Raw genomic sequence first — 19,277 nt, forward strand, 5'->3', positions numbered from 1 at the left:
CGACGCCGACGCCGACGCCGACGCCGACGCCGACGCCGACGCCGACGCCGACGCCGACGCCGACGCCGACGCCGACGCCGACGCCGACGCCGACGCCGACGTCGAGGTCGGGTGCGGAAGTGGATCCCTCATGCCCTGGACCGCCGTCTCCTCCAGCCCCCGCGTGGCCGGCCGCGCGCGGCCCCAGTCGGCCAGCGGCTGGAGTGCGGCGTTGAGGCGTATGCCGTCCTCGGTCAGCGAGTACTCGACGCGGGGCGGCACCTCGTCGTAGGAGACGCGGTGCACGACGCCGTCCGCTTCCAGTTCGCGCAGGTGTGAGGCCAGCACCTTCTCGGTGATCCCCGGAAGCAGCCGGCGCAGCTCGCCGAAGCGTCGGTAGGGGTGTTCGTGGAGCGCCCAGAGGATCAGCACCTTCCACTTGCCGCCGATCACCTCCATCGCGGTGTCGATCCCGCAGACGTGTCCGTCTGGTGCGCCCGGCCGGTTCAGCGTCGTCATGCCCCACCCTTCCGACGTGCTCGCTCACCCCGGGGTAACCACCTACCGCCAAGTGCGTACTTGATCACCTCAGGACCTGTGACCAGCCTAATCGGCATGACACAGAACCTTGTTGAGAAGACTTCCGTCACGCTGCTGGGCCTCGGCGCGATGGGCAGCGCGCTGGCCCGGACCTGGCGTGCCGCCGGCCACCCGCTCACCGTCTGGAACCGCACCCCGGCCCGCGCCGCGGCACTCGCCGCCGAGGGTGCGCGGGTCGCCGACACCGCCGCCGAGGCGGTCGCGGCGAACACCCTGATCGTCGTGTGTCTGCTGGACGACGCCTCGGTCGGCGAGGCGCTGGCCGGCGCCGACCTGGCCGGCCGGGATCTGGTGAACCTGACCACCAGCACCCCCGCCCAGGCCCGCGCCCGCGCCGAGTGGGCCCGCGAGCGCGGCGCCCGCTACCTGGACGGCGGGATCATGGCCGTCCCTCCGATGATCGGCGTCCCGGAAGCCGGCGGCTATGTCTTCTACAGCGGCTCGCGGGAGGTGTTCGAGCGGCACGAGGAGACCCTGGCCGTCCCGGCCGGCACCACCTACGTCGGCGAGGACGCGGGCTTCGCGGCCCTGTACGACGTGGCCCTGCTCAGCGCCATGTACGGAATGTTCGCCGGTGCCGCGCACGCCTTCGCCCTGATCCGCAAGGAGGACATCGACCCCACGGCGCTCGCCCCGCTGCTCGCCGACTGGCTCGTCGCGATGGCTCCGGCGGTGCACCAGACCGCCGACCAGCTGCGGAGCGGCGACTACACCAAGGGTGTCGTCTCCCACCTCGCCATGCAGGTGGCGGGTACGCCGACCTTCCTGAGCACCGCCGAGCAGCAGGGCGTCAGCCCGGAACTGCTCAGCCCCTACTTCGAGCTGATGCGCCGACGCCTGGCGGAGGGCGGCGGCGAGGAGGACCTGACGGGCGTGGTCGACCTGCTCGTGCGCTGACCGGCCACCTGCCGCCCCGGGGCCGAACGACCGTGCCGGTCACAGTCCTCCACGAGACGCTGCGACCGGCACGTTCACCGGCGGGCTCTAGATCGTCACCCCGTCCACCTGCAGTGTCTGCACCGCCTTCGCGGCGAACGGCACGGCCACCGTCTTTCCGCTCAGGTAGGTGTCGGAGCGGGCGGTGTACAGGTCGCCGCCGCCCGTCGTCAGGGTGCTCCAGCGGGGGACCACGCCGCCCGAGCCGCCGTTCACCGTGGTGAAGCGGGAGAGGTCGAAGGTCAGGGTCTGGGCGGAGGAGGAGGTGTTCAGGGCAACGATCACCAGGCGCTTCGCCGACGCGTCGTAGCCGGCCGCCGCGTAGCTGACGCCCGTGTCGAGGATCTTCATGCCGGGGCGGATGTGACGGCTGAACTGGGCCATCACGTAGTACTTCGTCTGAACGGTCGTCGGCTGCAGGGTGCTCTGGTCGTACGCGATCATCGCCCAGCCCGTCGACGGGTCCATCACCTGCCAGTAGACCCAGGCCGTCGGGTGCAGCCAGCGGAAGTCGTAGAGGAGGTTGAAGGCCATCGTGTAGCCGGTGCCGTCGCTGTCGCCGGTCTCCGAGTTCCACAGTGCCTTGCCGGCCGTGGTCACGACGTCCGTGTAGAGCAGGTCCCTGCGGCCGCCCGAGCCCTGGTAGCCGTGGACGTTGACGCGGTTCACATAGCCCTTCGTCGTCGACGAGAAGGAGTTCCAGGTGGTGCGGGCCAGGTCGTAGCTCGTCTCGTCCGAAGCGGAGATCCTCGTCGCCGTCAGGCCGCGCTTGTCGAGCTCGCTGCGCATGTACGGCAGTACGGCCGACTGGACCGTCGCGTCCATGTGGCAGCCCTCCTGGGTGCCGGTCGCCGTCCACCAGGAGGACGAGGGCTCGTTGAAGGGGTCGACCGTCGCGAAGTTCACGCCCCAGTTGTTCTTGGCGTAGAGGGCCACGGCGGCGAGGTGGGAGGCGTGCTGGCGGTAGTTCCAGGACTGGAGGTTGTTGCCGCCGCCGGAGGCGCCGGAGGGGTTGTGGTTGAGGCACATCCACCACATGGGGGAGTTGGCGAAAAGCTCGGTCGTCGCGCCGCGCGCCACCGCCTTCTGCAGCATCGCGCGCTGGGTGGCGTCCGCCGTCCAGTCCCAGGCCGAGGACGTGGGGTCCTCGTTGTTCCAGTCCTGCCAGTAGCCCTCGATCTGCTTGAAGGCGGGGATGTTGGGGGAGGCCACCATCGACTCGCCGTTCACCGTGTTCCAGCTGCAGGCGCCGAGGTTGTAGCGGGCGATGTTCAGGCCGAGGCCGGGGAGGCTCGTGCCGTTGTAGGTCACCGACTTGGTGGTGAAGAAGGCGTCGGCGAAGTCGTCCCGGCCACCGAAGACGTTCGCCCACCAGGCGAGCGAGGTGCCCCAGCCCTCCCAGGTGCCGTAGCTGGTCGACGGGTTGACGGAAATCGTCGCGTCGGCGTGGGCGGTGCCCGTCGCCAGCGCGCTTCCGAACAGCGCGCCGCCGGTGGCGGCCAGCAGTGTCCTGCGTCGGATCATGGCTACTCCGCTCCGAGTCATGGCCGGTCCCGTTCGGCCGACACGAAGCATCGGGTGTGGCGTGTGGGATTGTCGAGGGTTCTGACAGCCCTTTCTCAAACCTATGGAGAAAGGGCGGGCCGGGGTTCGGCGGGGCGAACGGGACAGAACGGGATCCGGTCGTGCGGGTACGGCTCTGGAGACCTCGGCCCGCTCGCCCTATGGTGCCCGGCGTGCGGATCCCCCTCGTACAGCACAGCACCCGGCGGCGGCGCGCCCGGTACCGGCGGGTGCTCTGGAGCGGTGCCGAACTCCTCGTCACCGCCGGGGTGCTGGTGCTGCTCCTCGTCGTCCATCAGCTGTGGTGGACCAACCGGGAGGCGAGGGAGGGCGCCGAGCGGACGGTGGAGGCGCTGGAGCGGGAGTGGGGCGCCGCCGGGACCGAGGCCGGTGCCGGTGGCTCCGGCCGGGGGAGCGGCGGCGACGGTGACGTCGACGGCGGCTCCGGCTCCGGCGGGGGCCGCGGATCCGGCCGGTCCGGCGGCACCACCACGACGTCCTCCGCCACCCCCGTCCCCTCCCAGGCCTACGCCGTCCTGCGCATCCCGCGCCTGCACCTCCGCGTCCCCGTCGCCGAGGGCACCAGCAAGCAGAAGGTCCTCGACAAGGGGTACGCCGGCCACTACGCCCACACCCAGCAGCCGGGACAGGAAGGCAACTTCGCGGTCGCCGGGCACCGCAACACCCACGGCGAACCCTTCCGGTACCTCAACCGCCTGGAGAAGGGCGACACGGTGGAGGTGGAGACCAGGAACGCGATGTACACCTACACCGTCGACAAGATCCTGCCGCAGACCTCACCCCGCGACTCGGGCGTCGTCCGGCCCGTGCCCCGTTCCCTCACCAGGCCCGCCCACGGCTACTCCGTCCCCGGCCGCTATCTCACCCTCACCACCTGCACGCCCGAGTACACCTCGCGGTTCCGGCTGGTGGTGTGGGGGAAGCTGACCGCCACGCGGCCCCGGGGCTAGCGCCCCGCCGTGAGCCGGTGCGGCGGTACGGGTCCGCGCCCCGTCGCCCCGGCGCGCCCCGCAGATGACGAACGTGACGCTGATCAGCAGCGCCCAGGAGACCCACTTGGACACGGAGACCGGCTCCCAGCCGTGGAGCTGGTGCGGGTAGCGCCATGCCCCGAGGTACGTGGCGAGGTTCTCCGCCACCCAGAGGAAGAAGCCGATGAGGGTGAAGGCCAGGGCCAGCGGCATCCGGTACCGGCGGACGCCGACCGTGTAGTGGACGAGGGTTCCCCAGGTCGCGGCCAGCAGCAGGGCGCCGAGCGGCAGGCGCAGGTCCGGCAGCCAGTGGTGGCTCAGGAAGTTGACGTACAGGCCGACGGCCAGGGCGGCGGTGGCGCGGGCGCGGTAGCCGGTGACGGAGAGGTCGAGCAGCCGCCGGGCCCGGCAGACGTAGCTGCCGACGGCCGCGTACATGAACCCCCCGTACAGCGGCACCCCGGCGACCTTGGCCAGCGCCGGCTCGGGGTAGCTCCAGGAGCCGACCCGCACCTTCACCACCTCGAAGGCGAACCCGAGCACATGGCAGGCGGCCACCACCGCGACCTCCCGGCGGGTCTCCCACTTCAGCAGGTAGCCGACGCCGGTGAGCAGCACACCGTAGGCGAGCAGCAGGTCGTAGCGGGCCACCGGCAGGTGCGGGAGCATGGTGGAGACCGCCATGCCGCCGAACAGCGCGGCCGCGAAGGCGCAGCAGCGCGCCTGCAGCCAGCCGAAGTGCGCGAGCTGCCGGATGAACGTTCTGGCGTGGCCCTTGATCCCGTGCATGGTGAGGGAGAGGCGGCGGAAGGGGCCCGCGGTTGCAGTGACCCGTCTACGCCTGCTGCTCCAGTGCCTCGCCCACGGCGGCCAGGATGGCCTCGGGATCGGCACCGAGGGCGCGGGCCGCGGAGGCGAAGTCGCGGGCCAGGGTGGTCAGTCGGTCGGGGTGGAAGCCGGCCGGCTCCGAGGGGAGGGCGGCCACCCGGGTGCCGGCGCCGCGGCGGGTGCGGATCAGCTCGGCGGCCTCCAGTTCGCGGTAGGCGCGGGCGACGGTGCCGGGTGCCAGGCCCAGGTCGGCGGCGAGCTGGCGTACGGTCGGCAGGCGTTCGCCCTCGGGCAGCCGGCCGGTGAGGATCAGCGCGGCGAGCTGGGCGCGGATCTGCTCGTACGGCGGTACCTGGCTGGTGGTGTCGACGCGGACGGCGGGGTCATTCATCGTCCACGGCCCGGGGGACGACGATGGTGAACAGGCACCAGCCCAGGGTGAACAGGCTCAGCAGGCCCAGCGGGTAGATGACCAGGGCGGTGATGTTGCCGAGCATTCCCGCGCATCTCGAGTAGAAGAGCACCCGGCCGATCATCCCCAGGACGAGCAGCAACTGGCTGGAGACCAGCAGTCCCCAGGCGGCGGTGATCGCCCAGCTGCGGTCGTGGCGCTGCTGGTTGTCGCCGGGGCGGTGGGTGATGCGGCGCAGGGCCCAGAAGCAGGCGGCGGTGCCGAGGGCGAGGGAGACGAGGACCGGGGTGGCGTAGAAGAGGCCGGGCCAGGGGCCGAGGCGGCGGGTGCCGCCGATGGCGCAGGTGACGGCGAGGGCCCGGCCGCTCCGGTCCTGGCCGTCGGCGTCGGCCACCGCGACCCCGACGGCCAGCAGGAGGACCAGGCACGCCGTCTGGAAGACCAGCAACGGGGCCATCCGGGGCGGTACGTGGTCCCGGACCCGGCGCGGGGCGAGGCCGGCGGTGCGGACCGCTTCCCGCGGGGCGGGGGTGAGCGAGTCCCCGAGCAGTACTCCGCCCACCGCGCACAGTCCGAAGGAGGTGACGGCGGAGACGAAGGGCATGGCCATCTCGTCGCTGTCCATGGTGGCGAACGCCTGGGCGACCCCGGCGCCCAGGGTCAGTCCGGCCCAGCGGGCACAGAGATCGGCACGGGCCAGGAGTCTTTCGGGCGAGACGGTGTCGAGCATGGGGCCCCCGGGTCGGTCTTTGTATCAAGCGGTGAGTACAAGATGCCGTGGGCCGCATCTTGTGTCAAACGCTTGATACAAGCGGGTGTTCGCGCGGTCCCGTGTCCGGTGGAACCGATCGGGACCGCTCCGGCGTGAACCGACCGGGCGCGAACGGCGTCAGTCTCAGTGAGCGACGGAATCCCGGTGATTGAGCGGGCGAATGGGCGAGTGGGACAGTGAACGGGCGAGCGGCGAGTGAGGGAGGGCGGGGGCGCGTGATCCGTGACCGGCTCACCCCGCGTGCCACACCGCTCCTCCTCTTCCTCGTCCTCGACGTCCTCCTCCTCGACCCCGGCAGCCTCCCGGCCACCGTCGCGCTCGCCGCGACGGCCGCCGTCTCCTCCGCGCTCGCCGTCTGCTCCCTCGTCGCCGCGCGCAGCGCCCCCGCCGTCCCGCCCACCCGGGTGCGCACGGCGATCAGGGACCGCGCCCGCCGTACGGCCTTCCTGCCGCAGCGCGACCCGGACGCCTCCGGCCGGCCCCGACCCCGGGCACCCGGCCGCGCCCTCCCGGCGACCGCCGCGTAGGGCACACTCCTTCACCCCCGTGACCCCGCGCGGGTCGTCATGCCGCAATCCCCGCTGTCCCGGCACGACGAGACCCCCGGAGGGCTCCTCACCCATGTCCGTTTTCGCCACCCTGGTCGAGCACCTCGCCGACCTGCTCCAGCCGCTGTTCGGCGCCTCCGCCGCGGCCGCCGCGATCGTCCTGTTCACCGCTGCCGTACGCCTCCTGGTGCATCCCCTGTCCCGCGCGGCGGCCCGGGGCCAGAAGGCCCGTACGGCGTTGCAGCCGAAGATCGCCGAGCTGCGGCGGAAGCACGCGAAGAACCCGGAGAAGCTGCGGCAGGCCGTGCTGGAGCTGCACACCCGGGAGAAGGTGTCGCCGCTGTCCGGGCTGCTGCCCGCGCTCTGCCAGGCGCCCGCCTTCTTCCTCCTCTACCACCTCTTCTCCAGCTCCTCGATCGGCGGCGAGGCCAACGGGCTGCTCGGCCACCGGCTCCTCGACGCGCCCCTCGGCGACCGCTGGACGGACGCGCTGACCGGCGACGGGGTGTTCGGGCCGGCGGGGCTGGTGTATCTCGGGCTGTTCGCCGTCGTCACGGCCGTCGCCACGTTCAACTACCTGCGGGCCAGGCGGGTCCCGCTCCCCGAGACCGGCACCGGCCAGGACGTGCCCGGGCTCGGCACGGTCACCAAGGTCATGCCGTTCCTGTCCTTCTTCACCCTGGTCACCGTGGCCGTCGTCCCGCTGGCGGCCGCGCTGTACGTCATGACCAGCTCGACGTGGAGCGCGGTCGAACGGGCGGTGCTCTACCGCTGACCGCCGACCGCCGACCGCCGGTGGTCCAGTACGTGAACCGGGTATTGCGGAGCGGACGCCGACCTTGGAGGATCGGCCAGTCGTCCGATGGCTGCACCCGTCGGCGGACGCTCCGCGACCGAGGGAGATGGGGATCATGAAGCTGCTGCGCGTCGGAACGGCGGGCGCGGAGCGCCCCGCGCTGCTCGACGCCGACGGCATCCTGCGGGACCTGTCGGGCGTCGTGGACGACATCGACGGCACGCTGCTCGCCGACGACGCCGCGCTCGGCCGGATCCGCGCGGCCGCCGGCACCGGCGAGCTGCCCGTGCTCGACGCGACCGGGCTGCGGACCGGCCCGCCGCTCGGCCGCATCGGCAAGATCGTGTGCATCGGGCTGAACTACCACGACCACGCCCGGGAGACCGGCGCCGAGCCGCCGGCCGAGCCCGTCATCTTCCTCAAGGCCGCGGACACGGTCGTGGGGCCGTACGACACCGTGCTCGTCCCGCGCGGGTCCACCAAGACCGACTGGGAGGTGGAGCTGGCGGTCGTGATCGGGCGTACCGCCCGCTACCTGGAGTCCGCCGAGGAGGGGCTCGCGCGGGTCGCCGGGTACGCGGTGGCGCACGACGTGTCCGAGCGGGAGTTCCAGATCGAGCGCGGCGGGACCTGGGACAAGGGGAAGAACTGTGAGACGTTCAATCCGCTGGGGCCCTGGCTGGTGACGGCCGACGAGGTGGCCGACCCGCAGGATCTCGCGCTGCGGCTCTGGGTGAACGGGGAGCTGAAGCAGGACGGGACGACGGCCGAGCAGATCTTCCCCGTGGGGGAAGTCGTCCGGTACGTCAGCCAGTTCATGACCCTTCACCCCGGGGACGTCATCAACACGGGGACGCCGGCGGGGGTGGCGCTGGGGGCGCCTGACCCCAAGCCGTTCCTGCGGGCCGGGGACGTCGTCGAGCTGGAGATCCCCGGACTGGGCAGGCAGCGGCAGGAGTTCAAGGACGCGTGAGCGCCCCGCGCCCCTGCCGTTTCCCGCCTAGAGGTACTTCTCCAGGAACTGTTCCAGGGCCTCCACCACGAACCGGTGGTCCTCCAGTTGCGGCAGGCCCGACACCGTCACCGCCCCCACGACGCCCACGCCCTCCACGGTGATCGGGAAGGAGCCGCCGTGGGCCGCGTACTCGTCGGGGTCCAGACGGGAGGAGTCCTCGAACGTCGTGCCCTTGGCCCGGTAGCGCGTGCCGACCAGGTAGGAGGACGCGCCGAAGCGTTCCACGACCCGGCGCTTGCGGGCGATCCAGGCGTCGTTGTCGGGGGTGGAGCCGGGCAGGGCCGCGTGGAAGAGCTGCTGGCCGGCGCGGTGGATGTCGACGGCCACCGGCGCCTCGCGCTCCCGCGCCAGCTCCACCAGCAGCGAGCCGAGCGCCCAGGCGTCGTCGTTGGTGAACTGGCGGAAGACCAGCCGCCGTTCCTGGGCCTGGAGCTCCTCCAGGCTGGGGGTGATCTCCGGGGTGAACTTCGGGGTCAGCTCGTGGGTGCCCATCAGAGCGTCACCACCATTCCTTCTCGTGCCGAACGGCGGGCCGCCTCCAGTACGTCGAGGGCGGCGGCCGCCTCGACCGCGGTCACCGGGTTGGGGCCGCCGTCGATCAGTGCCCTGGCCACCGCAGCGTAGTAGGCGGGGTAGTCGCCGGGGAGGGTCCGAACGGGTCGTCCGCCGCCGGTCGACGGGGAATCCCCGGAGCCCACCCGGCCCCACAGTTCCTCGGGTTCGGTTCCCCAGCCGGCCCCGGGACGGTGTCCGTCCCGCAGTGCCGCCTCCTGCGGGTCCAGGCCGTACTTCACATAGCCCGCCTCGGAGCCCAGCACCCGGAAGCGCGGGCCGAGTTGGGCGGCCGTGGCGGAGACGTACAGGTGGGAGCGGACGCCGTTCGCGTGCGTGAGCGCGATGAAGGTGTCGTCGTCGGTCTCCGCGCCCGGGCGGCGGACGTCGGCTTCCGCGTACACGGAGACGGCCGGGCCGAAGAGCTGCAGTGCCTGGTCGACCACATGACTGCCGAGGTCGTACAGCAGACCTCCGATCTCTGCGGGGTCGCCGGACTCGCGCCAGCCGCCCTTCGGCTGCGGCCGCCACCGTTCGAAGCGGGACTCGAAGCGCAGGACGTCGCCCAGTCCGCCCTCGGACAGCAGCTTTCGCAGGGTCAGGAAGTCGTTGTCCCAGCGGCGGTTCTGGAAGACGGACAGGAGCAGACCGCGGTCGTCGGCGAGGGCGGCCAGTTCGCGGGCCTCGGCCGCGGTGCCGGCCACCGGCTTGTCGACGACGACCGGCAGGCCTGCCTCCAGGGCGGCGGTCGCCAGCGGGACGTGCGTCCGGTTCGGGGACGCGACGACGACCAGGTCCAGTTCGTCGGCGCGGGCGAAGAGTTCCTCCGCGGTGGCGGCGACCCGTACGTCAGGGAACGCGGCGCGGGCCTGTTCCCGCCGCTCGGGGTTGGAGGTGACCACCGTGTCGAGGGCGAGGCCCTCGGTGGCGGCGATCAGCGGGGCGTGGAACACGGAGCCCGCGAGGCCGTATCCGATCAGGCCCACGCGGAGCGTCGTCCCGCCTGTCTCACCAGTCTTGCGTCCAGTCATGACCCCCACTTTCGCAACGCTGTTGCCAAAGTGCAAGCAGGGGGGAGAATGGAGAGGTGAACAGGACGAACGGAGGCGGGCGCACGACCGGGGTGAACCTGCCGGACCTGCGCAACCACAACGCCGCACTGGTACTGGACCTGCTGCGCTCCGCCGGGCGGGACGGCATCAGCAGGCTCGAGCTCGCCGACCGCACCGGCCTCACCCCGCAGGCGGTCAGCAAGATCACCGCTCGGCTGCGGGAGGAGGGGTTCGCGGCCGAGGCGGGCCAGCGCGCCTCCACCGGCGGCAAGCCGCGCACACTCCTGCGCCTCGTCCCCGAGGCCGGGCACGCCGTCGGCGTCCATCTGGACCGGGACGAGCTGCGGGCCGTGCTGGCCGACCTCGACGGGAGCGTGGTGGCGGAGCGGCGCGCCCCCCTGGATCTCGGCGCGGGCGCCGAGTCGGTCCTGGAGGTGGTGGTGCGGGAGGTCGGCGAACTGGGACACGCCGGCTCCCTCCTCGGTGTCGGCGTCGCCCTGCCCGGTCCGCTCGACCACATCCACGGCGTGCTCCATCGCGTCACCGGGTTCCCCGAATGGGACGGCTTCCCTCTGCGCGACGCCCTCGCCGACCGTCTCGGGGTGCCGGTGGTCGTCGACAAGGACACCAACGCCGCGGCCCTCGGGCTCGCCGTCGGCGGTGAGCACGGCTCCTTCGCCTACCTCCACCTCGCTACGGGGCTCGGGGCCGGCCTGGTGATCGGCGGGACCGTGCACCGGGGGGCGCGCACCGGCGCGGGCGAGTTCGGGCACCAGGTCATCCAGATGGACGGGCTGCACTGCTGGTGCGGGAACCGGGGCTGTGTCGAGGCGCTGTGCCTCGCGGCCATGGGCAAGGGGGATGTGAGCGAGGCCGCCCGGGTGCTCGGCGAGGGCGCCTCCAACCTCGTGGGCCTCCTCGACATCGACCTCGTCCTGCTGGGCGGCCGTACGGTCATGGCGGCACCGGGGCCGTTCGTCCGCGGGGTCACCTCGGTGCTCGCCGACCGCGCCCGGCGCGAGGGGTCACCGGAGGGCGCCGTCCCCGTCCGCCTCGCACCGGGCGGGGACCGCACGGTCGCCGATGGCGCGGCCCAACTGCTGCTCGCACCGGTGTTCGGCCGGGGGGACGGCTGAGGAACGGGGCCGCCGCACGAGCGGTTCGCCTTCACCGCGCGAGCGGGGTGTCTGCCACTCTGCCGTGGGATCGGGGGTGGCCGTCGCGCCACCGTGCCAGCGGGGCTGGCCGTCGCGCCACCGCGCCAGCGGGGGTGGCCGTCGCCCCACGCGCGAGCCGGGTCCGCCGTCGCCCCATCGCGCGAGCCGGGCGGCCGTGGCGCCACTGGGAGCCGGGTGGTCGTAGGGCCACCGCGAGCCGGCCGCTGTCGCCCCTCCGTGCGAGCCGGTCCGTCGTGGCCTCACCGTGTGAGCCAGGTGGCCGTTGCCCCACGGGGTGAGCCGGGTGGTCGTCGCGCCACCGGGTGAGCCGGGCGGCCCTCGCCCCATCGGGTGAGCCGGTCCGCCGTCGCCTCGCCAGGCGGGCCGGGTGGCTTCGCCCTGCCTTGGGAGTGGGGTGGCCGTCGCCCCCACACGAGTCGGCCCCCGGCCCGAGCCGGTCCGGCGGTCATCGTGGGGTCGTACCGGGTGCCGCGCTGCACCGAACAGGTGAAAAAGCGGCAGATCATATGACCGCACGGTGTGTTGTCCCCGGTCGGCCCGGCCTCCCGGGCAAGCTCACTTGACCATGCGAGTGACCATGCCCGCCGCCCTCCGCCGTGCCGCAGCCGCAGCCGTCACCGCCGTCGCTGCCGCCGGCCTCCTTCCCGTGCCCGCGCACGCCGAGGGCGGCTCGCCCTGTGCCGGTTCGGACGCCGACGCCTTCCCCCTCACCACCCGGCTGCGCGGCGGCCCCGACTCCTACCGGGCCGGCGGCGGCTACGGCACCTGGTACCTCGACCTCACCAACACCACCGACCTCACCTGCGCCGGGATCCATCCCGTCGTCGTCCTCGTCGACGCCGAGCGCGCCCTGCGGCCCTCGCAGCCCCACCTGGACTTCTACGCGGACGGCCGGCCACACCCCGTCCGCTTCGAACCGACCGACGAGGAAGAGCTGGTCGGTGCCTTCACCGACGGTCCCGAGGGAGAGGCCGGCGCGTTCGCCGGCTTCACGGTCGGCCCCCACAAGACCCTCACGGTCAAGCTGCGTCTCGCGCTCACCTCGGACACCGCGCCCAACGACATCACCGCCAACGCCGCGGTCGTCCAGCGGCACGGCGACGACGGCGACTGGGTCGGGCAGTCGAACGACTACCGTTTCGCCGTCGAGAGAGGCTCCCTCCCCGACTCCGATCCCGACCCCGATGCCGGTCGCGCCACGGAGACCGACCCGGCCGCCACCACCACGGCGGCCGCCCCCGCTGCGTCGGGGGCGGCCACGCCCGCTCCCGACGCAGCGGCCCAGGCCACCGGTGCCCCCTCCCTCGCCGACCAGGCCGAGGAACTCGCCCGCTCCGGCCTGCCCGCCACCCCCGTCCTCCTCGCCGCCACCGCCTGTCTGCTGGCCGCCGGCGCCGCTCTGCTGCTCGCACGCCGACGCAACTGAGCCCCGCCGGTCCCACCCAGTGGACGCCTCGATTCCGGCCATTCCCTCAAGATCGGGCGTATGGCTAGGCTGGGGCGCACGCAGTCCGCGTACGGCAGGAGACCCCGCACATGGCAGACCGCAGGCCCATCGAGTCGTGGCTCACCGACATGGACGGTGTGCTGATCCACGAGGGCGTCCCCATCCCCGGCGCCGACGCCTTCCTCAAGAAGCTGCGCGAGTCGGGCAAGCCGTTCCTGGTCCTGACGAACAACTCGATCTACACCCCGCGCGACCTGCACGCCCGCCTCCAGCGCATGGGCCTGGACGTGCCGATCGACCACATCTGGACCTCGGCCCTGGCCACCGCCCAGTTCCTGGACGACCAGCGGCCGGGCGGCACGGCGTACGTCATCGGCGAGGCCGGTCTGACCACCGCGCTGCACGACATCGGCTACATCCTCACCGACCACGAACCCGACTACGTCGTCCTCGGCGAGACCCGTACGTACTCCTTCGAGGCGATGACCAAGGCCGTCCGGCTGATCAACGACGGCGCCCGTTTCATCTGCACCAACCCGGACGAGACCGGCCCCTCCACCGAGGGCCCCCTTCCGGCCACCGGCGCCGTGGCCGCGCTGATCACCAAGGCGACCGGCAAGCAGCCCTACTTCGCGGGCAAGCCGAACCCCCTGATGATGCGCACCGGTCTGAACGCGATCGGGGCCCACTCCGAGACCAGCGCGATGATCGGCGACCGCATGGACACCGACGTGCTGGCCGGCATGGAGGCCGGGATGCAGACGTTCCTGGTGCTCACCGGTCTGACCCGGCCCGAGCAGGTGGAGAACTTCCCGTACCGCCCGTCGAAGGTCGTCGACTCGATCGCGGACCTCGTCGACCGGATCTGAAACACGGACGGCACGGAAAGCCACCCGTACGGAGCAGCGAGACCCCGCCAGAGGATGCGGACGGGGTCCCGGCGGGGGAGTCTCCAGAGAGCTGGAGGTTCACGATGAGTTCACTCAAAGTCACACTCTGTGCGGGCGTCGCGGCTGCCGCCGCGGTGCTCCTCCCGACGGTCCACGCCTCGGGGGAGGACGGCGGAGGCGGCAGCGTCTCCGTGACACCGTCCACACCGGCGCCCGGCGCCGACGTCACGCTGAAGGTCAGCGGCTGCGGCGGCAGGAAGGCCACCGCGGCCTCGGCCGCCTTCGTCGCGGACGCCCGGCTCGTGGGCACGGGCGGCACGCTGGCCGGCGAGACCCGGGTCCGCTCCTCGATCCAGGCCGGCACCTACGACGTGAAGATCACCTGCGTCGACTTCCAGGTGAAGGGCCGGATCAAGGTCGTGGCAGCGGCTGAGTCGCAGCCACTGCCGGACCGGCCGTCGGCTCCCGCCGGCCACGCCTCGCCGGTCGCCCCGGTGCACGCGGGCGGGGGCGGCGCCGCGCCGCTCGCCGCCGACGACGAGGCACGGGTGGACGGCCCCGGCACCGCGCAGGCGGTCACCGGGCTGGTCCTGGCGGGGGTGGCCGCGGCGGTGGTGGCGTACCGCGGCGTCCGCAGCGCCCGCCGGAGTCGCAGGAGCGGCTGAGCCATGTCCGACCGCGAACGCTCCTCCGGTCGTTTCGTCACCGGAGTGGCCTGGGCGGTGCTGCTGCTCGGGCTGTGGCTGTGGGGGCGCGAGGTGACCGACGTACGGCCGGGCGTGTCCACGCCGACCACGGGAGACGTGGCCGCCGTGGGACGCCCGGCGGACGCCGACCTGCCGCCGGCGGCCAAGCCGCTGGCGGCGGCCCTGCCCCAGCGCATCGACATCCCCGAACTGGGCGTCCAGGCTCCGGTCGTCGCCCGTGGCCTGGACCCCGAGGGCGCGATCGACCCGCCGCCGTTCGACCAGTCCGGCGTCGTCGGCTGGTACGCGGCCGGCGCGAAGCCCGGCGCCCGGGGCACCGCCCTGATGGTCGGGCACGTCGACACCGAGACCCGCCCCGCCGTCTTCTACAAGCTCAGCACCATGCGGGCGGGGGAGACGATCCGCGTGGTCCGCGACGACGGCAGGATCGCCGAGTTCACCGTCGACGAGGTCGAGGTCGTCCCGCGCGACGACTTCGACGCCCGGCGGGCCTACGGCACCCGCCGGCCCGACCGCGCCGAACTGCGGCTGATCACCTGCGGCGGCACCTTCGACCGGGCGAGCCGCAGCTACACGGCGAACGTGATCGTGTCGGCGTATCTGACCGGCCGCACCTGAACCGGGCAACGCGAAAGGCCCCCGCTTTCGCGAAGGGCCTTTGCCGTCTGTGCGCCGCCAGGGACTCGAACCCCGGACCCGCTGATTAAGAGTCAGCTGCTCTAACCAACTGAGCTAGCGGCGCCTGCTGACGTCGTAACTCTACAGGACGCCGGGGGGTGCCCCTGACCACCCGTTCCCGGGCGTCTCCCGCCCCGGGGTCCGCTTACATCGTTCGGACCGTCAGCATGCGCACCGGGACGACAGTTGAGAAACTGGCGAACGTGCACAGGCGCGGACATTTCCATCTGGAGTGTGAGGGGAATCGCATGGAGACTCCGGTGTTCGAGGAATTCGATCCCGCGAGTGACTGCGACTGCCCCGGATGCGTTCACGGGCGCCGGGTGAGCCCGTATTCCCCTTCCCCGGGATCCGCCCGGTTCGGCGGCCGTCCCGCCGCCCGGCGGGCTCTGGTCGTCGCGGCGGCGGCGTCCGCGGCGGTCGGTGCCGGTCCCGCCGGGTCCGCGCCCGCCGCCTCGCAGGCCCCCGCCCCACCGGGTGTTCCCGAAGGTGACGAGCCCGAGACCCCGCAGGGCGGCACGGCGCCGCTGCACGGCCCGGGCGGACAGCCCGCGAAGCCCCCGAGCGTCGCCGGGACACCGGTGACCACCCGCGCGGAGATCATCCGGCGGGCCAGGGAATGGGTCGCGGCGCGGGTGCCGTACAGCATGAGCGCCTACTGGTCCGACGGTTACCGGCAGGACTGCTCGGGCTTCGTCTCGATGGCCTGGCATCTGCCCGGGAACGAGTGGACGGGCACCCTCGACCAGTACGGGACGCGTATTTCCAAGGAGGAACTCCAGCCCGGCGACATTCTCCTCTTCCACAATCCCGCCGACCCGCAGAAAGGCTCGCACGTCGTCCTTTTCGGCGGCTGGACCGACTACACCCGCAGTTACTACATCGCCTACGAGGAGACCCGCCCGGCGGCCCGCCGTCAGGCCACCCCGTACGCCTACTGGAGTCATTCGGACAGCTATGTCGCCTACCGCTACAAGGGGCTCGCGGCGGGCGGCGGCACGGGCGCGGGAGCCGAGGCGTCGGCGACCCCGTATCCCGGGCGGTCCTTCTTCGGTCCCGGGGCCGACAACGCGTACGTCACCCAGCTGGGCCGGCTCCTCGTGGCGCGCGGCGCGGCCCCCTTCTACGTCTCGGGGCCGGGCCCGCGCTGGTCGGACGCCGACCGCCGGGCCACCCAGGCCTTCCAGCAGGCCCAGGGCTGGCGCGGCTCCGACGCGGACGGACTGCCGGGACCGGGGACCTGGCGGCTCCTGGTCACGGGGCAGGGCAAGGACGTCGAGGCGGGCGGACCGCCCGCCACCCCTACCGCACCGCCGCCCGCGACCGGCGGCGCGGGCCCGCCGGCCACCTCGCCCTCTTCTCCCTCCTCGCCCCCGCGCGTCCCGGCCTTCCCCGGCCGGAACCTGTTCCGCCCCGGCGCGCACAACGCGTACGTCACCCAGCTGGGGAGGCAACTGGTGAAGAAGGGGTTCGGCAGGTACTACGCCCAGGGCCCGGGGCCGCGCTGGACCGAGGCGGACCGGCGTGCCGTCGAGGCGTTCCAGCGCGCCCAGGGCTGGCGTGGCGGCGCGGCGGACGGCCACCCGGGCCCGGAGACCTGGCGGCGGCTCTTCTCGTAACCCGACCCACTGTCACCGCACGACTGTCATGCGTATCTGGCGCGGAGGCTGGAGGCACGCAATGCACACGACCACTTCACAGACACCCGAGCCCGAGACGCCGTCCGGACCGGTCGGGGAAACCGCGACGGAGGGCCCGGCCGGGGAGCCGTCCCGGTCCGCGGTACCGGGGGAGACGCACGAGGCGTCCGGTGCCGGGAGTGAACGGCCCGAGCGGGACTCCCGGACCGGACCGGCCGGCAGGGCGGGCGAACGGCAGGCCGAGCAGCCGGCCCGGGGGGACGCGTCCGAGGCCGCGCAGGGCCGGCCCGCACGGCTCATCCACAACGAGGCGACCACCGAGATCCCCGTCCATCTGCTGTTCCGGGACGAGGCCGAGCCGCGGGCGGTGCCGGTCGGGCCCGCGGTGGTGGGGAGCCGGGCGGCGACCGGGGAGCAGCCGAGGCTGCGGCGGCCGGTGGCGGCGAAGGCACGGCCCCTGGCCGAGGTCGACCCCGCCCTGGCGGAGCGGCCGGCGCGGGTGCTGCCCGGCGGGGCCGGTGTGCTCGCCGGGGCCTGCGGGGCGGCCGGATGCGTGGCCACCACCTGGTGGGCGGGGGTGCTGCCGCCGCTGGTGGGGGAGGCGCTGCGGCTGCCGGTGTGGGCGGGGACCGGTCTCGGTCCGGCGCAGTGGGCGGCGTACGCGGGCGCGGGCGCCCTGGGGCTGTTCGGCTTCGGCGGGCTGGCGCGGGGGCGCACCGGGCGGGCCTGGGTGCTCAATCTGTTCGGCCGCTACCGGGGGACCGTCCGGCGCACCGGACTGCTGTGGGTCAATCCGTTGCTGCTGCGCCGCCGGGTCGACGTACGGCTGCGGCACTGGCGCAGTGAGCCCATGCCGGCGGCCGACGGCAGCGGGGTCGCGCTGCGGGTGGTCGTCCTGGTGGTGTGGCGGGTGCGGGACACCGCGCGGGCCGTGCTGGGCGTCGAGGACCACGAGACGTATCTGCGGGACTGTGTCGAGGCGGCCCTCGCCCGGATCCCGGTGGAGCCGCCGGGCGCGGGCCGGGGTTCGGTGGAGGCGGCGGGGGAGGCGCTGACCCGGCGGGTCGCGCGGGACGCGGGCGCGATCGGTCTGGAGGTGTACTCGGTGCAGCCGCTGCGGATCGAGTACGCCCCGGAGGTCGCCGCCGCGATGCACCGCCGCCGGATCGCCGCCCTCGACGCCCAGCACCGGGCGACCGTGCTGACCTCGGTCGTCGACTCGGTGGAGGACACGGTGACCCGGCTGACCATGCGGGGCCTGGTGGAACTGGACGACTACGAGCGCAAGGCGCTGGTGAAGGACCTGACGGTGGCGTTCTGCGCGGGGCGCGGGGAGCAGGCGCCCTGACGGTCCCTCGAACAGGTCCCGCGATTGGTATGGACATGTACAAGCGGCGGTCATAATCTCGGACTTGGTCTAGACCTGCACGGCTCACGGGCTCTCCGGCCCGAAGAACTCCCCACGTTCTCCAGGAGCGGCAGCATGCGCACAAGGACCAGGCTCTACGCCGCCGTGGTGGGCCTCGCCACCGCCGGAGCCGTCGTGCTCCCGGCCGGCGGCGCGGGCAGCCACGGCTACACCGACCTCCCCGTCAGCAGGCAGAAGCTCTGCCAGAACGGCACCGTCACCGACTGCGGCGACATCCAGTGGGAGCCGCAGAGCGTCGAAGGCCCGAAGGGCTTCCCGGCGACCGGCGCGGCCGACGGGCGGATCTGCTCCGCGAACAACACCCGCTTCGCCCAGCTCGACAGTCCGAGGACACCGTCGGGCGGGGCATGGCCGGCCACGAGGGTGACCGGCGGTCAGAGCTACACCTTCCGCTGGCAGTTCACGGCGATGCACGCCACGACCGACTTCACCTACTACGTCACCAAGCAGGGCTGGAACCAGAACCACAACCTGGCCCGCTCCGACCTCAACCTCACCCCCTTCCTCACCGTCCCCTACGGCGGCCGGCGTCCGCCCGCCACCCTCTCCCACAGCGGCACCCTGCCGTCGGGGCTCAGCGGGCACCACGTGATCCTCGCGGTCTGGACGGTCGCCGACACCGGCAACGCGTTCTACGCCTGCTCCGACGTCACGTTCTGAGAGGTCGTCGGATAGGGTCCGCGTGCGCCGGAACCGGGGTCGTCCGGGGCCGGCGCACACGGGTCCTGACACCGACGTACGGGGGTACGCCTCATATGCAGGCCGCCAGAATGTTCTTCGTCCTGCTCATCGTCGGCTTCGTCGTGGCGGGGTACGCGATCGTGCGCCGCACCCGGCAGCGGCGGGCGGCCTGGGAGAGCGGGCTGACCGCGCCGGGCCGCGTGGTGCGGGCCTGGCGGACCACGCAGGTGGTCAACAACGTGGCCCGGCAGGTGCAGTGGCACGAGTACGACTACACCACCCGGGACGGCCGCGCCGTCCGCTTCAAGGAGGGCGGCGGTCCGCGCGACCGCGGCGCCGGTGACGAGGCCGTCGTCCACTACTCGCCGGACGACCCCGAGCGCGCCACGGCGTTCGCGCCGCAGCCCGGCAAGGACACGGCGGCCATGGTGTTCGGCCTGCTCGTCCTCGGATCGGGCATCGCCGTGATGATCCACCTCCTGGTCACCACGCCCTGACTTCTGAGCTTCCCTTGAGTCGCCCCCGCTCCCCGCGGGGGTACGTTCCCTGCACGCCGACCGCGCAGGCCGGTGTTCGGAGTTC

The 19,277-nt window shown here is 73.0% G+C and carries 20 protein-coding genes, 1 tRNA gene and 1 pseudogene; 14 read left to right on the forward strand and 8 right to left on the reverse strand.

Going from position 1 to position 19,277, the window contains the following annotated elements; genetic code table 11:
* On the reverse strand, nucleotides 1-498 hold a 498-nt coding region (locus ACFY30_RS37805; RefSeq protein WP_390849675.1), incomplete at its 3' end, for a winged helix-turn-helix transcriptional regulator.
* A 96-nt stretch (nucleotides 499-594) separates the two neighbouring features.
* Between ACFY30_RS37805 and ACFY30_RS37810 the strand changes: the two genes are divergently transcribed.
* Nucleotides 595-1,476: an NAD(P)-dependent oxidoreductase gene (locus ACFY30_RS37810; protein ID WP_390849676.1), complete on the forward strand. Its 882-nt coding sequence runs from the start codon at nucleotides 595-597 to the stop codon at nucleotides 1,474-1,476.
* 87 nt (nucleotides 1,477-1,563) lie between these two features.
* Here ACFY30_RS37810 and ACFY30_RS37815 read toward each other — a convergent pair whose 3' ends face one another.
* Nucleotides 1,564-3,039, reverse strand: a complete 1,476-nt coding sequence (locus tag ACFY30_RS37815; protein WP_390849677.1) for a beta-1,6-galactanase — start codon at nucleotides 3,037-3,039, stop codon at nucleotides 1,564-1,566.
* 200 nt (nucleotides 3,040-3,239) lie between these two features.
* On the opposite strand from ACFY30_RS37815, the gene ACFY30_RS37820 reads away from it, so the two are divergent.
* Nucleotides 3,240-4,049, forward strand: coding sequence for a class E sortase (locus ACFY30_RS37820; RefSeq protein ID WP_390849678.1), 810 nt, complete (start codon nucleotides 3,240-3,242; stop codon nucleotides 4,047-4,049).
* Between the two features lie 21 nt (nucleotides 4,050-4,070).
* Here the strand turns inward: ACFY30_RS37820 and ACFY30_RS37825 are convergent.
* The 3 genes and pseudogenes from ACFY30_RS37825 to ACFY30_RS37835 all read right to left on the reverse strand — a co-directional run.
* A pseudogene (locus tag ACFY30_RS37825) lies at nucleotides 4,071-4,859 on the reverse strand (DUF817 domain-containing protein); the annotation flags it as partial.
* 46 nt (nucleotides 4,860-4,905) lie between these two features.
* The gene (locus ACFY30_RS37830) at nucleotides 4,906-5,289 is read right to left on the reverse strand and encodes a GntR family transcriptional regulator (RefSeq protein WP_390849679.1); all 384 of its coding nucleotides are present in this window, start codon (nucleotides 5,287-5,289) and stop codon (nucleotides 4,906-4,908) included.
* Complete coding sequence (locus ACFY30_RS37835) at nucleotides 5,282-6,040, reverse strand: hypothetical protein (RefSeq protein WP_390849680.1); 759 nt, start codon at nucleotides 6,038-6,040, stop codon at nucleotides 5,282-5,284. Before ACFY30_RS37835 ends, ACFY30_RS37830 begins: the two co-directional genes overlap by 8 nt.
* A gap of 257 nt (nucleotides 6,041-6,297) precedes the next feature.
* Between ACFY30_RS37835 and ACFY30_RS37840 the strand changes: the two genes are divergently transcribed.
* The 3 genes from ACFY30_RS37840 to ACFY30_RS37850 all read left to right on the forward strand — a co-directional run bounded on the left by ACFY30_RS37840 (nucleotide 6,298) and on the right by ACFY30_RS37850 (nucleotide 8,399).
* A complete protein-coding gene (locus tag ACFY30_RS37840) occupies nucleotides 6,298-6,609 on the forward strand; it encodes a DUF6412 domain-containing protein (protein ID WP_390849681.1) in 312 nt (103 codons plus the stop codon).
* Between the two features lie 94 nt (nucleotides 6,610-6,703).
* Nucleotides 6,704-7,405 (forward strand): YidC/Oxa1 family membrane protein insertase, encoded by a 702-nt coding sequence (locus ACFY30_RS37845; RefSeq protein WP_390849682.1) that lies wholly within the window; start codon nucleotides 6,704-6,706, stop codon nucleotides 7,403-7,405.
* Between the two features lie 136 nt (nucleotides 7,406-7,541).
* A complete protein-coding gene (locus tag ACFY30_RS37850; RefSeq protein WP_390849683.1) occupies nucleotides 7,542-8,399 on the forward strand; it encodes a fumarylacetoacetate hydrolase family protein in 858 nt (285 codons plus the stop codon).
* A 27-nt stretch (nucleotides 8,400-8,426) separates the two neighbouring features.
* Here the strand turns inward: ACFY30_RS37850 and ACFY30_RS37855 are convergent, their stop codons facing one another.
* Together ACFY30_RS37855 and ACFY30_RS37860 are read right to left on the reverse strand one after the other, a co-directional pair.
* On the reverse strand, nucleotides 8,427-8,933 hold the full coding sequence (locus ACFY30_RS37855) for a heme-degrading domain-containing protein (protein WP_390849684.1): 507 nt from the start codon (nucleotides 8,931-8,933) through the stop codon (nucleotides 8,427-8,429).
* On the reverse strand, nucleotides 8,933-10,024 hold the full coding sequence (locus ACFY30_RS37860; RefSeq protein WP_390849685.1) for a Gfo/Idh/MocA family oxidoreductase: 1,092 nt from the start codon (nucleotides 10,022-10,024) through the stop codon (nucleotides 8,933-8,935). Before ACFY30_RS37860 ends, ACFY30_RS37855 begins: the two co-directional genes overlap by 1 nt.
* A gap of 56 nt (nucleotides 10,025-10,080) precedes the next feature.
* Here ACFY30_RS37860 and ACFY30_RS37865 point away from each other — a divergent pair, with 56 nt between their 5' ends.
* The 5 genes from ACFY30_RS37865 (at nucleotide 10,081) to ACFY30_RS37885 (ending at nucleotide 14,885) form a co-directional block, all read left to right on the forward strand.
* Nucleotides 10,081-11,181: an ROK family protein gene (locus tag ACFY30_RS37865; RefSeq protein ID WP_390849686.1), complete on the forward strand. Its 1,101-nt coding sequence runs from the start codon at nucleotides 10,081-10,083 to the stop codon at nucleotides 11,179-11,181.
* A gap of 619 nt (nucleotides 11,182-11,800) precedes the next feature.
* Entirely contained in the window at nucleotides 11,801-12,649 is an 849-nt protein-coding gene (locus ACFY30_RS37870) for a hypothetical protein (RefSeq protein WP_390849687.1), read from the forward strand.
* A 110-nt stretch (nucleotides 12,650-12,759) separates the two neighbouring features.
* The gene (locus tag ACFY30_RS37875) at nucleotides 12,760-13,539 is read left to right on the forward strand and encodes an HAD-IIA family hydrolase (RefSeq protein WP_390660139.1); all 780 of its coding nucleotides are present in this window, start codon (nucleotides 12,760-12,762) and stop codon (nucleotides 13,537-13,539) included.
* Nucleotides 13,540-13,643: 104 nt separating this feature from the next.
* Nucleotides 13,644-14,225: a hypothetical protein gene (locus ACFY30_RS37880; RefSeq protein ID WP_390849688.1), complete on the forward strand. Its 582-nt coding sequence runs from the start codon at nucleotides 13,644-13,646 to the stop codon at nucleotides 14,223-14,225.
* A 3-nt stretch (nucleotides 14,226-14,228) separates the two neighbouring features.
* Entirely contained in the window at nucleotides 14,229-14,885 is a 657-nt protein-coding gene (locus ACFY30_RS37885) for a class F sortase (protein WP_390821611.1), read from the forward strand.
* Nucleotides 14,886-14,935: 50 nt separating this feature from the next.
* Here the strand turns inward: ACFY30_RS37885 and ACFY30_RS37890 are convergent.
* Nucleotides 14,936-15,009, reverse strand: a tRNA-Lys gene (locus tag ACFY30_RS37890).
* Between the two features lie 184 nt (nucleotides 15,010-15,193).
* On the opposite strand from ACFY30_RS37890, the gene ACFY30_RS37895 reads away from it, so the two are divergent.
* The 4 genes from ACFY30_RS37895 (at nucleotide 15,194) to ACFY30_RS37910 (ending at nucleotide 19,192) form a co-directional block, all read left to right on the forward strand.
* Entirely contained in the window at nucleotides 15,194-16,564 is a 1,371-nt protein-coding gene (locus tag ACFY30_RS37895; RefSeq protein WP_390849689.1) for a peptidoglycan-binding protein, read from the forward strand.
* Between the two features lie 61 nt (nucleotides 16,565-16,625).
* Nucleotides 16,626-17,933, forward strand: coding sequence for an SPFH domain-containing protein (locus ACFY30_RS37900; RefSeq protein ID WP_390849690.1), 1,308 nt, complete (start codon nucleotides 16,626-16,628; stop codon nucleotides 17,931-17,933).
* 135 nt (nucleotides 17,934-18,068) lie between these two features.
* Nucleotides 18,069-18,674 (forward strand): lytic polysaccharide monooxygenase, encoded by a 606-nt coding sequence (locus ACFY30_RS37905; protein ID WP_390849691.1) that lies wholly within the window; start codon nucleotides 18,069-18,071, stop codon nucleotides 18,672-18,674.
* Nucleotides 18,675-18,769: 95 nt separating this feature from the next.
* Entirely contained in the window at nucleotides 18,770-19,192 is a 423-nt protein-coding gene (locus ACFY30_RS37910) for a DUF3592 domain-containing protein (protein WP_390849692.1), read from the forward strand.
* Nucleotides 19,193-19,277 lie beyond the last annotated feature (85 nt).

Source organism: Streptomyces sp. NPDC000345 (assembly GCF_042898825.1).
Taxonomy (GTDB): Bacteria; Actinomycetota; Actinomycetes; order Streptomycetales; family Streptomycetaceae; genus Streptomyces.

Coding starts and splice junctions, on each gene's coding strand:
- ACFY30_RS37810 (WP_390849676.1), top strand. CDS start 595: ATGACACAGAACCTTGTTGAGAAGACTTCCGTCACGCTGCTGGGCCTC.
- ACFY30_RS37815 (WP_390849677.1), bottom strand. CDS start 3,039: ATGATCCGACGCAGGACACTGCTGGCCGCCACCGGCGGCGCGCTGTTC.
- ACFY30_RS37820 (WP_390849678.1), top strand. CDS start 3,240: ATGGTGCCCGGCGTGCGGATCCCCCTCGTACAGCACAGCACCCGGCGG.
- ACFY30_RS37830 (WP_390849679.1), bottom strand. CDS start 5,289: ATGAATGACCCCGCCGTCCGCGTCGACACCACCAGCCAGGTACCGCCG.
- ACFY30_RS37835 (WP_390849680.1), bottom strand. CDS start 6,040: ATGCTCGACACCGTCTCGCCCGAAAGACTCCTGGCCCGTGCCGATCTC.
- ACFY30_RS37845 (WP_390849682.1), top strand. CDS start 6,704: ATGTCCGTTTTCGCCACCCTGGTCGAGCACCTCGCCGACCTGCTCCAG.
- ACFY30_RS37850 (WP_390849683.1), top strand. CDS start 7,542: ATGAAGCTGCTGCGCGTCGGAACGGCGGGCGCGGAGCGCCCCGCGCTG.
- ACFY30_RS37855 (WP_390849684.1), bottom strand. CDS start 8,933: ATGGGCACCCACGAGCTGACCCCGAAGTTCACCCCGGAGATCACCCCC.
- ACFY30_RS37860 (WP_390849685.1), bottom strand. CDS start 10,024: ATGACTGGACGCAAGACTGGTGAGACAGGCGGGACGACGCTCCGCGTG.
- ACFY30_RS37870 (WP_390849687.1), top strand. CDS start 11,801: ATGCCCGCCGCCCTCCGCCGTGCCGCAGCCGCAGCCGTCACCGCCGTC.
- ACFY30_RS37875 (WP_390660139.1), top strand. CDS start 12,760: ATGGCAGACCGCAGGCCCATCGAGTCGTGGCTCACCGACATGGACGGT.
- ACFY30_RS37880 (WP_390849688.1), top strand. CDS start 13,644: ATGAGTTCACTCAAAGTCACACTCTGTGCGGGCGTCGCGGCTGCCGCC.
- ACFY30_RS37885 (WP_390821611.1), top strand. CDS start 14,229: ATGTCCGACCGCGAACGCTCCTCCGGTCGTTTCGTCACCGGAGTGGCC.
- ACFY30_RS37895 (WP_390849689.1), top strand. CDS start 15,194: ATGGAGACTCCGGTGTTCGAGGAATTCGATCCCGCGAGTGACTGCGAC.
- ACFY30_RS37900 (WP_390849690.1), top strand. CDS start 16,626: ATGCACACGACCACTTCACAGACACCCGAGCCCGAGACGCCGTCCGGA.
- ACFY30_RS37905 (WP_390849691.1), top strand. CDS start 18,069: ATGCGCACAAGGACCAGGCTCTACGCCGCCGTGGTGGGCCTCGCCACC.
- ACFY30_RS37910 (WP_390849692.1), top strand. CDS start 18,770: ATGCAGGCCGCCAGAATGTTCTTCGTCCTGCTCATCGTCGGCTTCGTC.